Source organism: Pedobacter sp. W3I1 (assembly GCF_030816015.1).
GTDB lineage: Bacteria > Bacteroidota > Bacteroidia > Sphingobacteriales > Sphingobacteriaceae > Pedobacter.
The window spans coordinates 3,869,175-3,880,933 of sequence record NZ_JAUSXN010000001.1 but is presented as its reverse complement, the minus strand read 5'-3'; the positions used below and the strand labels follow the sequence as shown (position 1 = coordinate 3,880,933).

Sequence of the window (11,759 nt, the reverse complement as noted above, 5' to 3'; positions counted from 1 at the left end):
TACTCGTTTTATAGATTTTTCCACTACGGTCGAAATGACGATGCCTTTCCTACCTCACCTCCTGCATTAACTTTTTAACGAGTTGCGAAAAGATAATCAGTGCCAAACCTGCAATTAAAGAATATAAAGCCAAGGCCTTGTAACCTTCGGTGTATGCCATCAATTTAGTCGGTAGTGATGCATTATCGATACTCGACATTTCTGCTCCCAATTTTCCGGCAGCCAATTGCCCGAAAGCACTTGATAAAAACCAAAGCCCCATCATCATCCCGAACATTTTCTTTGGCGATAGTTTAGTAATGATCGACATACCTATCGGACCCAAACAAAGTTCGCCTAGCGTTAATAATAAATAGGCTAACGTAAATACATTTAACGAGCTAATGCCCTGTACATTGGCGAAGAACCTGGTGGCGTAAAAAACATAAAAACTTAAAGCCAACAGAAGGAAGCCAATTCCAAATTTTACCACGGTATTCGGTTCAATTTTGCGCTTGTACAGACCTAGCCATAAAATACCCACAATCGGACTAAAAACAATCACAAAAAACGAGTTAACGCTATTGTTTACCACATTGGGATCGATATTGAAAAAGAGAATTTTATGATCAAGATTGTCCTTTGCAAATAACGATAACGAACCGCCGCTTTGCTCAGATATGGCCATGAAAATGAAATAACAGAAGATAAAAACGAAAGCTGCCAGTAATTTATACTGTGCTTTTTTATCTTTTATTTTAAACGTTTCGTACAAGAAATAAACCAAAGCAACAATGCCTATGGTGTACATAAAATAATCGGTAAAGGCTGTGTTCTTCACCATGATATAAATCAGTGGGATACACAAAATAGAACCTACATAAACGGCTATTTCGAATAGCTGCTGTTTTGATTTTTTAAGGTGCAGTAAAGGTGAATTTCCGATTGGACCTAAATGTTTTTTAGTGAAAATGAATGTGCCCAAACCGAACATCATTACCAATGCGGCTGATAAGAAACATAAATGCCAGTTGTAATATTTACCAAGATAAATACACATGGCACCGCCCAATAAACCGCCAACATTAATACCAGCATAAAAAAGCCCATAACCAGCATCTCTCCGGTTGTCTTTCTCGTGGTATAATTCGCCAACCATTGATGAAACATTGGGTTTGAAGAAACCTGTTCCAATAATAGATAAGGTAATTCCTACATAAAATAAATCATGCGGTGAGAAGGCCAAGATTAAGTTTCCAATAATCATTAAAGCTCCGCCCCAAAAAAGAGATTTTCTGAACCCCAAGATCTTATCGGCAAAAATACCACCTATAAAAGTAAAAGCATAAACAAAGGCTTGTATGGCACCGTATTGTAGGTTCGATTTTTGGTCGCTTAAACCGAGTTGTTCAACCATAAAGAAAGCCAATACCCCGCGCATTCCGTAAAAACAGAAACGCTCCCACATTTCTACCAACGATAAATGCCAGAGCTGTTTTGGGTATTTTCCCTCAAAATTTTGAATATCTTCTATTGAAACTGTTTTTTCCATTAAATATGATTAAAAAATTAAAAGCCCGATGGAGATCGGGCTTTTGGATAGATTTATTTTTTTAATTAATGCACACCGTGCATCCATTTGCGTAAGATTGGGCTTATGGCAAACATAATTAAGCCCGCAACAATAGGTATTATGGTGAATATTAAAAAGAACGTAGAAATTGAATAAGCAGTACTGATTTTGTCGATTAGTGATCCTGTAGCACCGGCAAGATAATTTCCGATGGCGGTACAGGTGAAAAATACACCGAACATTAAACCTACTAAATTTGATGGAGCAAGTTTACTTACATACGATAAACCAACCGGAGAGATGCATAACTCACCAACGGTGTGGAAGAAATAGGCGAAAATTAACCAGAACAAACTCACTTGAGCCGAGGTTGCACCCTGTGGAATAGAAGAGCCTCCGTAAGCTAAACCGGCAAAACCGATGCCTACGAAAATTAATCCAAAGCCAAATTTTACCGGACCACTTGGATTAAATTTGGTTTCCCATATCTTCGATACAATAGGCGCCAATGATACAATGAAGAAAGAGTTTAACACACTGAACCAGGATGCAGGAACTTCCGTACTTACCGATCCCATTTCGCGACTTACCTTCCAAATGGCTAATACCCAAATAATAACAAAACTTAATAATGTAAATAAGATAGTTGCCGGGTATTTTTTAAAAATTTTGCGAGCCAATGTTAGCAATACAAAAGTTACGGCTACTAAAGGGAATATGGTCAGGATCGCATCTACCCATTTAAAAGTTGTAGCCGCTCCACCGGTCAAATTTCTTAAGGTATAATCTTTTGCGAAAATAGTCATCGAACCACCTGCCTGTTCGAATACCATCCAGAAGAAAATGGTAAAGATAGATAGGATAGCTATTACCCATAAACGCTGACTTCTAACCTTTTTAGGGATTTCTTCTATAGTTGGATCTGCCTTTTCTACAGCTTTGGTTTTATCAACTGCTGCACCAATTACACCAAATATTTTCTGTCCGAAATAGAACTGTAACATGCCAAAAAGCATAAAAATACCAGCCAAACCGAAACCATAATGCCAGCCTACTTTTTCGCCGATATAACCACACATTAACATGCCGATAAAAGCCCCTGAGTTAATACCCATGTAGAATATGGCGTAGGCACTGTCTTTTTTATCGCTGATAGGAGGGTAAAGTTTTCCTACAATTGAAGAGATATTTGGTTTAAAAAAGCCGTTGCCAACAATAAGGAGTAATAAACCAACATAGAAAAAGTTGGTGCTGAAACCTTCCATGGCCATTGCAGCATGACCAAGGGTCATAATAAAAGCGCCGATGATAACAGCTTTTCTATATCCTGTAAATCTATCGGCAATTAAACCACCAAGTATTGGTGTAAAGTATACTAAACCTGTATAAATAGCGTAAAGCTGTAATGCTTCTGGCCGTGGCCAGCCCCAACCATTTTTACTTAAATCACTAATCAGGAATAAAACCAGGATGGCCCGCATTCCATAGTAGCTAAATCTTTCCCACATTTCGGTAAAAAAGAGTACAAAAAGGCCAACCGGATGGCTAAATAATTTTTCAGGGGAAACGCCTTGACTATTTAAATGGAGGTCTAGTTCCTTATCATGGTCAATACTAATGGTTTCATTAGATGTTTGCATAAAACATTTGTTGGTTTTAGTTTATGAATTCAGAATTTGTGTGTTGTTTAAGCTAGTTAAGCAGGGCGCAATATAGTCAGCGAATGCCAAACTCACAAATTTTTCACTGATGTGTTAGGTAAATGATTTGTTAAGCTTTGTTAAAGGTTAAAACTTTCTGATGGGTTTAACATTTTTCTTTGGGTCGGCATAAAGCTCATCGCTTGAGTTTGGATCGTTGTTAAGCGTGATATCTTCTTGCAGTTTCAGCCTTCCGCCAATGATTTTAAAGCCATCAAAAGTACCGTCTGATCCGTAATACTCGAATTTATCTTTTATCTCAGAATCAAATGAAGCCAGATGGTCAAATACAATCATTCCTGCTTTCAGATTGGTTTTTAAAGTCATTGCATTTGATTTGGCATATTCGAATATGATCCTGTTTTTTCCCTTTAACGCTTTTCCCTCAAAAACAGGAGCGCCAAAAGTGAGATTATCTTTGTCGAATGAAAGGATGTCGATTACCTTTTTAGTGGTGGCCTGTGTATTTCCTTTCCAGCCTAAAAGTATATAATAAGGCAAGCGATTCCCACTCGTTACCGGAACAATTTCGTAATACCTGGCTCCAAACCATTTTTGGTTATTGGTAATGCTATTAGGGTCGGCTAAACTTTCAGTCTGATCGATTAAGGGGTAAAGTTTCAATGGACCGCTTTTGGTGTTCATCTGAATGGCTCCATAATAACGGTATGTACCGTTTTCGAGCAGTACATACCAGCTCAAAATCCTAAATGCCAAATCGGATGATTTAATTACCGATACGTTTTTAAGCGAATCGAATGGATAAGAAAAAGAATTGGGGGTTTTTAAAGCCTCAACCAATGTTTTTACAAAACTGCCGTTTACTTCTAATTTTTGCGCATCGCTTTGCGCCGCAACAACCCTTGCCGATATTTTGATCAGGCTATCCTGAAAAACGTTTAATTGGTTTGGAACTTGTTGCGCTTTTATACTAAAGCTCAGCGTTCCAAAGATTAACAGGATGTAAAATCTGATAAGTTTCATACGATCGAATGCGCAAATATTCTGCAAAATTAAAAACTATAATTTCTCAATAACAAGTGCGCTTGCACCACCTCCTCCGTTACAAATTCCGGCAACACCAATTTTTCCGTTGTTTTGCGATAATACAGAAAGTAAGGTAACCACAATCCGGGCGCCTGATGCACCAAGCGGGTGACCTAATGAAACTGCACCACCATTAATGTTAACCTGGCTGTCGTTTAGTTCTAAAAGTTGATTATTCGCAATAGAAACGACAGAAAAAGCTTCGTTGATCTCGAAAAAATCTACATCTTTTATATTTATATTGGCTTTGTGCAGTGCAAGGGGAATTGCTTTCGAAGGCGCAGTGGTAAACCATTCTGGTGCTTGTTGCGCATCAGCATAACCTAATATTTTGGCCAAAGGGGCTAAACCCAGTTCTTTTGCCTTATCGGCGCTCATTAAAACCAATGCCGCTGCGCCATCATTTAAGGTAGAGGCATTTGCAGCAGTTACCGTTCCATCTTTTTTGAAAACTGGTTTTAAGGAAGGTATTTTATCAAATTTAACGGCAGTTGGTTCGTCATCTGTATCAATCAAAGTAATATCACCTTTGCGGTCTTTCACTTCTACAGCTACAATTTCGCTAGCAAATTTGCCCGAAGTTTGTGCAGCTTGTGCTCTTTTATATGATTCTATGGCAAAATTATCTTGTGCTTCTCTGCTGATATTACATTCTGCAGCACAAAGTTCGGCGGCAGAGCCCATATGGTAATCGTTATAAACATCCCATAAGCCATCTTTTACCAAACCATCTGTTAGCTGTCCATGGCCCAGGCGGTAACCGTTTCTTGCTTTATCTAAATAGTAAGGAACATTGCTCATGCTTTCCATTCCACCGGCAACAATAATATCGTTATCGCCATTGGCAATACTTTGTGCAGCAAGCATAATTGCTTTTGTGCCCGAAGCGCATACTTTATTTATTGTAGTAGCAGGTAAATCTGGTAAACCAGCCAATTTTGCAGCTTGTGTGGCTGGCGCTTGCCCCAGGTTTGCAGATAAAACATTACCCATGTAAACTTCCTGGATCTGTTCTGGTTTTAATCCAGCTTTTTCAATGGCGGCTTTAATGGCAAAACCACCAAGCTGAGTAGCAGAAAATTGAGCTAGTGAACCTCCAAAACTGCCGATAGGCGTTCGCACAGCTGATACAATTACAACTTCTTTCATGTATACTAATTTTATGAATTTTTGGTTAGGCCGCTAAGTTAGTCAAACCTCACAGGTTTCCAAAACCGCTGAGGTTTAAAAATAACGTATAAAAAATGATTTTAGCGCATTCGAAAATAATAAGCTTTTCACTGATTTTTGGAAAGGTGCTGCAGTGATACTTAGGGCGAGTTCAGTCCTGCTGTTCGCTGTAGCCCTCATACTTCGGGTCTGCCGCTGCCATCAGGTTTAAATTACTTGGGCCGGTGCTGCTTAGGGAGCATTAGAAGAGGTTGTATCATAAATATAGATTTGTCATCCTGAGCCTCCCGAAGAATCCTATCGTGTGGACACATTTCTGAATAATTTGTTTCTTTGTTGGATGCAAACAAGAGGTTTTACGAGTTTATCTGATTCAAGGTTAGTTAGTAGGGGTAATAAGAATCTGGATATACTTTTCAGGAACAGTGTCCAGAGCATACGTCAGTTAAGCAAAGATGAGGCTGAGGCGAAGGGCTTCTATCGGTTTCTTGCCAATGATCGGGTAAGTGAGGGGGCTATTATCGCTAATTTATCGTCCAATTGCCGGGCGGCCAGCGATGGGAAGTATGTTGTCTGTATCCAGGATACTACCGAAATAAACCTTGGTAGCCATCGTAACAGGATAAAGAAGGATACTTTTATCGGTACTACAAATGCAAAGGGTGACCATGGACTTGGCTTTATGCTCCATCCAAGCCTTGTACTTGATGCCCATGACGGTACCCCATATGGCTATGCCGATATCAAGGTATGGAACAGGCCGCTGGAGTTCCGTTCAAAATTTGAGCGTGAATACAGCAAATTGCCCATTACTGAGAAAGAATCCTATAAATGGATTGAGGTATCCAATAACACCAAAAAAGTACTGTCTCCCACCGTTGAGGGGATGGTTATCATACAGGACCGTGAAGGGGATATATACGAGCAGTTTGCAGTTGTACCTGATGCAAAGACAGACCTTTTGATAAGGGCCAGGACCAATAGAACCCTAAAAGATAAGAGTAAACTGTTTAACTGCCTCTCAGATCAGCAGTCACAGGGTGATTATGAAATATTGGTGGATGCCAAAGGGAAAAGGCCAAAAAGAAAGGCGAAGATAGAGATCCGGTACAAGGAAGTAGAAATATGCAAAACTGATGCTACCAGCAAAGGAGTATATTCCAGTACCAAGCTTTATTTAATAGAAGCAAAAGAAGTAGGCTATAGCGGTACAGATAAGATATGTTGGAGACTCTTGACTACCATAGTAGTAACCGAGCCGTCCATTGCCAAAATGTGCATAGAGTGGTACAGCTGGAGGTGGACAGTAGAGGAAGTGTTCAAGATACTCAAAAAAGAAGGGTACAATATTGAGGCCAGTGAACTGGAATATGCCTCATCAGTTAGAAAACAAAGCCTTATGATCATGGAGGTAGTGATAAAGCTGTTTCTGATGCGTCTGGCATATGCCCAGCCAGAACTGGCAATTGGTGCTGACACCTGTTTTAACAGTGAGGAACAGGAATTCATGGAACAACAGATTGTCAGGCTTGAAGGTAAAACCGAAAAGCAGAAGAACCCATACAAGCCAAGAGATTTGAAAAGATACGTATGGGTACTGGCAAGATTGGGAGGCTGGAAAGGTTATGAAAGTAAGCGAACACCAGGAATAACAACACTGTGGATAGGACTAAGGTATTTTAGAGCAGCAAAAGAAGGATGGGACACATATAAAGATGTGTCCACACGATAGGAAGAATCGGGACAAGTAGTGGAAGGACCTATTTAAATATTCTTTAAGGTGTTTCGACAAGCTTAACATGACAGCATCTGGGCCGAAATTGCTTTTATGATACAACCTCTTAATTTAAAACGGGTGATTAGCGTTAGGGATTGTAAGGGTTCAGTACCGATACTTCATCGGTACCGGAGCGCAGCGCAGCCCTGAAAAGCCCGACCCTTTCCCGGATTCCCGGGATTGGGGAACGCCCGTATTATTTTTAGTTTGCAATTCGCAATTTGCAGTTGGCTGGTGCTCCGGGCTTTTGCAACCTCGGAAGTCTTGCTGCTACTCCTCTTTTGCTTTTCCCTTTTTTCTCGATTTTATGGCCTGGGTGAGCAGAAACTCAATCTGCCCGTTCGTACTTCTAAACTCATCAGCAGCCCAGGTTTCTACTTCTTTTAATACAGCAGGACTAATTCTTAATACAAAAGCTTTTTTATCTTTCTCCGCCATTCTTATTGTATTGCTTGTATATTATACTTCGTTTTTAAATTAATCAGGAACATTTCCAGCTCATCTATTTTATTGCTGCTAAACAATAATTTTTTACCATCTTTAAATTCAATCTGTAAACCTTTATCCTTATCATTTAATAAATAGGCCTTATCGTTAAACTTAAACCAAAGCCTGCTGCGAACACCAAATCCGCCATAATCACCTAAAGCATTATACTTGTTGATGTAAACTTTCTCTATATTGGTCCAGCTCAATAGCTTCAGCTTGCTTTGAAATGGAAAGTATTTGTAGGAGATTCCTTCAGCGCCGATATGCAAAGTCATCATGTTTTTTTGAAGCAAATAAATGATGGCAAAGGGAAGGAGAACAGCCCAAAATGGCGCAAAATAATTAGCCTTTAAGGTTTCAAAACTCATTCCGCCTTTATCAAAAAGTACAATGCAAAGTACCATAACCGCATCAATAGCCAATAAAATATAAAGCCACCAAAGTTTTAAGCTTTGTTTTTCCTTAAATTCCATTTTACCTAGTTATATAAGGTGCCGGTGTTTACCACGGGTTGAACATGACGGTCGCCACAAAGTACAACCAGTAAATTACTTACCATAGCTGCTTTACGCTCTTCATCCAGTTCAACAATTCCTTTTTGCGATAATTTCTCTAATGCCATTTCTACCATACCTACGGCGCCTTCAACAATTAATTTACGGGCTGCAATAACCGCTGTAGCTTGTTGACGCTGTAACATGGCACTGGCAATTTCTGGTGCATAAGCCAAATGCGAAATTCTGGCTTCTAAAACTTCGATGCCTGCGCGTGATAAACGTTCGTTCAGCTCGTTTTCTAAAAGTTCACTTACTTTATCGGCACCATCTTTTAAAGTGATGCTGGTTTCTTCTCCTTCAGCATGGTCGTATGGAAAAATGTTGGCCAAATGCCTTACAGCGGCTTCACTCTGGATGTTTACGTATTGCATGTAATTTTCTACGGAGAAAACAGCTTTGGCAGTTTCTTTTACTTTCCAAACCACCACAGCGGCAATTTCGATCGGGTTACCCAGTTTGTCGTTAACCTTTAACTGTTGTCCGTTTAAATTGTTCGCTTTTAATGATAGGCGCCTTTTAGCGGTTAAGGGGTTTACCCAGAAAAACCCATCGGCTTTAACCGTACCGATATATTTCCCGAACAGGGTGAGTACCATAGATTGGTTGGGGTTGATGATTAAAAAGCCCGGAAATATTAAAAATATATCTATTGCCAGTAAAATTCCTCCCCAGATAAAAATTTCTGAAACAAAACAGAAAATGGAAGCGCCTAGCAATGCGATGCATAGTGCGAATGTTAGATAACCCGATGGCGGATTGATAATTTTTTCTTGATACATAATTGATATTAATTTGATATCATAAAGTAAAATATAAAATCTGGTAATTACAAACAAAACCCGTAAAATATATATTAGATAAAAATGTTATTTTTGACAATACAATAATTAGATCGTTTTGGCCAAAATCAAGAGAAATTCCCACAAGATCCTTTACCGGAAATATTCATCAAACCTGAAATATGTGATGATGATATTTACCGTTTTCATTATTACGCTATTCCTGCCCAAACAACCCCGGTTTAGATATGAGTTTGAAAAAAATGCAGTATGGAAAAACAAGGATCTGATTTCGCCTTTTAGTTTTGCTATTTTAAAAACCAACCCGCAGGTTAGTGCTGATAAAAAGAATGCACTAAAAGATATTTTGCCCGTTTATCAATTGGACAGGGGTATTACGGCAAATGCACTGGAAGAGTTTGCCAACGAATTTGATGTGAAATGGAAATCGAAGCAACTTAACGAGAAAGACAGGGATGTATATAAAAGTGCTTCCTATAAATTACTGCAGAACATTTACGAGAAAGGGATTATTGGCTTAAATGTGAAACATCAGGCAGGAGGGAAGAACTACGACTTTTCTTTGCTTGAAAACAATGTGGCTCAGATAAAAAATACACAGGATGTTTTTACTGCGGAATCGGCACTGAAGTTTTTTAAAGATAATTTTAAATCGCCCAATCAGGTGATGGGCGATTTGGTTGCAAACCTTGCAATTGATCATATTACCCCCAACATTATATTTGATGAGCGACTTACCCAAACCATACAGGATAATGCGGTTAACAATATCTCTACTACCAAGGGTATGGTACAAAAGGGAGAACTTATTGTAGCGAAGAATGATGTTATTGATGAAGAAATTTATCAGAAGTTAGAGTCTTATAAAGCTACCTACGATGCACAAACCAAAACAATTGGCAGCAGGGCATTGGTTTATCTGGGACAGGTGATATTGGTTGGGTTTATACTCGCTATTTTAATGTCGTTCCTTTTTCTTTTCCGGAAGGATATTTTTGCTGATAACCGTCAGCTTTCCTTAATTCTCATTGTAACCACAGGGATGCTGCTGGCTTTGACCTGGGCCATTAAGATGGAAATCCCAAGTTTGTATTACATTCCTTTTTGTGTGGTACCCATTATTATCAGGATTCTGTTTGATACGCGGTTGGCACTTTACCTCCATATGCTGGTGATTTTAATTGCCGGTTTCTTTGTGGCCAATAGCTTCGAATTTGTGTTTTATCAGGTTACTGCGGGCATGGTTGCCATATTCAGTATTAAAAACTTTGTTAAGCGCGAAAGATTCCTGGTTTCGGCCCTATTTATTCTTTTGGCTTATTTTGTTTCTTTTGTAGGCATTGCCCTGCTCCGCGAAGGATCTTTCCGCGAAATAGAATGGATGAATTTTATTCCTTTTATTTTTAGTGTACTCTTATCTCTTTTAGCTTACCCGTTAATTTACCTGTTCGAACGTATTTTTGGTATCACTTCAGATGTGGCCTTGATTGAGTTAACCAATACCAATAATAAACTGTTAAGAGAACTTGCTTTTAAAGCGCCTGGAACATTTCAGCACTCTTTACAGGTGGCAAATCTTGCCGAAGCTGCGATATTTAAAATAGGCGGTAATTCTGTGCTGGTAAGGGCAGGTGCTTTATATCATGATATTGGTAAGGTTGATAATCCGCAATATTTTATCGAGAACCAAAATACCGCTGTTAGCCCACATGATAAATTGCCTTATGAGCAAAGCGCGCAGATTATTATTCAGCATGTGCACAAAGGAATTGAAATTTTGAGAAAGAACCAGATTCCGGAAGCGATTATCGATTTTATCAGAACACACCATGGAAATACCCGGGTCGACTATTTTTATCAATCGTTTTTGAAAAACACCCCTGAAAAATTCGTTGATGAAAACATTTTTCGCTACCCCGGACCAATACCTTTTAGCAAAGAAACTGGTGTGTTAATGCTCGCCGATTCGGTCGAAGCTGCCTCAAGAAGTCTGAAAAATCCCGATGCGCAGAACATAAATGATATCGTTGAACGCATAATTAACTACAAATTGGAGCAAAATCAATTAGATGACTGCGATTTAACGTTAAAAGATATTGAGACTATCAAATTGATATTCAAGACGATGCTGATGAGCATCTATCATGTGCGTATAGATTATCAACAAATTTTGTAATTTTTTTTTGTTGGATAACTTGTTTTACTATATTTGCAGACCTCAAAACAACGCCGGTAGGGCAGAAAAGAGAGGATGAGGAGAGGTGCCTGAGTGGCCGAAAGGAACAGTTTGCTAAACTGTCGTACTGGTAACGGTACCGCGGGTTCGAATCCCGCCCTCTCCGCAAAAGAATAAAAATTTGCAAATAAAAATGGAATTATCAATTTAAAACCGTTTCTTTGCAATCCCTTTGAAAAAGGGAAATAAAAAAGAAGATACCAAGTTCGGGATGTAGCGTAGCCCGGTATCGCGCCTGCTTTGGGAGCAGGAGGTCGTAGGTTCGAATCCTGCCATCCCGACAAAAAGTTTATCCACTTTTAAAACAGGATTAAAAAAAGATCGATACCAAGTTCGGGATGTAGCGTAGCCCGGTATCGCGCCTGCTTTGGGAGCAGGAGGTCGTAGGTTCGAATCCTGCCATCCCGACAAAGACAGATACTAATTGTATC

At 39.3% G+C, this 11,759-nt stretch carries 9 protein-coding genes and 3 tRNA genes; 5 read left to right on the top strand and 7 right to left on the bottom strand.

Translation table 11 applies throughout. The annotated features are described in order from the left end of the window. Positions 1 to 49 precede the first annotated feature (49 nt). The 4 genes from QF042_RS16060 to QF042_RS16045 all read right to left on the bottom strand — a co-directional run bounded on the left by QF042_RS16060 (position 50) and on the right by QF042_RS16045 (position 5,448). A complete protein-coding gene (locus tag QF042_RS16060; protein WP_307530147.1) occupies positions 50 to 1,531 on the bottom strand; it encodes a peptide MFS transporter in 1,482 nt (493 codons plus the stop codon). 65 nt (positions 1,532 to 1,596) lie between these two features. After that, entirely contained in the window at positions 1,597 to 3,192 is a 1,596-nt protein-coding gene (locus tag QF042_RS16055; RefSeq protein ID WP_307530145.1) for a peptide MFS transporter, read from the bottom strand. Between the two features lie 147 nt (positions 3,193 to 3,339). Further along, complete coding sequence (locus QF042_RS16050; protein WP_307530143.1) at positions 3,340 to 4,236, bottom strand: hypothetical protein; 897 nt, start codon at positions 4,234 to 4,236, stop codon at positions 3,340 to 3,342. A gap of 36 nt (positions 4,237 to 4,272) precedes the next feature. After that, the gene (locus QF042_RS16045; RefSeq protein ID WP_307530141.1) at positions 4,273 to 5,448 is read right to left on the bottom strand and encodes an acetyl-CoA C-acyltransferase; all 1,176 of its coding nucleotides are present in this window, start codon (positions 5,446 to 5,448) and stop codon (positions 4,273 to 4,275) included. Between the two features lie 361 nt (positions 5,449 to 5,809). On the opposite strand from QF042_RS16045, the gene QF042_RS16040 reads away from it, so the two are divergent. Beyond that, the gene (locus tag QF042_RS16040) at positions 5,810 to 7,201 is read left to right on the top strand and encodes an IS4 family transposase (protein WP_307524263.1); all 1,392 of its coding nucleotides are present in this window, start codon (positions 5,810 to 5,812) and stop codon (positions 7,199 to 7,201) included. A 315-nt stretch (positions 7,202 to 7,516) separates the two neighbouring features. On the opposite strand, the gene QF042_RS16035 is transcribed toward QF042_RS16040, so the two are convergent. The 3 genes from QF042_RS16035 to QF042_RS16025 are packed head-to-tail and all read right to left on the bottom strand — an operon-like array spanning position 7,517 to position 9,071. Next, positions 7,517 to 7,684 (bottom strand): Arc family DNA binding domain-containing protein, encoded by a 168-nt coding sequence (locus QF042_RS16035; RefSeq protein ID WP_307530139.1) that lies wholly within the window; start codon positions 7,682 to 7,684, stop codon positions 7,517 to 7,519. 2 nt (positions 7,685 to 7,686) lie between these two features. Continuing rightward, complete coding sequence (locus QF042_RS16030; RefSeq protein WP_307530137.1) at positions 7,687 to 8,208, bottom strand: hypothetical protein; 522 nt, start codon at positions 8,206 to 8,208, stop codon at positions 7,687 to 7,689. A 5-nt stretch (positions 8,209 to 8,213) separates the two neighbouring features. Next, positions 8,214 to 9,071 (bottom strand): SPFH domain-containing protein, encoded by an 858-nt coding sequence (locus QF042_RS16025; RefSeq protein ID WP_307530135.1) that lies wholly within the window; start codon positions 9,069 to 9,071, stop codon positions 8,214 to 8,216. Between the two features lie 190 nt (positions 9,072 to 9,261). Between QF042_RS16025 and QF042_RS16020 the strand changes: the two genes are divergently transcribed. The 4 genes from QF042_RS16020 to QF042_RS16005 all read left to right on the top strand — a co-directional run bounded on the left by QF042_RS16020 (position 9,262) and on the right by QF042_RS16005 (position 11,736). Then, positions 9,262 to 11,268 (top strand): HD family phosphohydrolase, encoded by a 2,007-nt coding sequence (locus QF042_RS16020; RefSeq protein ID WP_307533308.1) that lies wholly within the window; start codon positions 9,262 to 9,264, stop codon positions 11,266 to 11,268. 79 nt (positions 11,269 to 11,347) lie between these two features. Next, a tRNA-Ser gene (locus QF042_RS16015) sits at positions 11,348 to 11,434 on the top strand. A 101-nt stretch (positions 11,435 to 11,535) separates the two neighbouring features. After that, positions 11,536 to 11,609, top strand: a tRNA-Pro gene (locus QF042_RS16010). 53 nt (positions 11,610 to 11,662) lie between these two features. Then, a tRNA-Pro gene (locus QF042_RS16005) sits at positions 11,663 to 11,736 on the top strand. Positions 11,737 to 11,759: the final 23 nt, after the last annotated feature.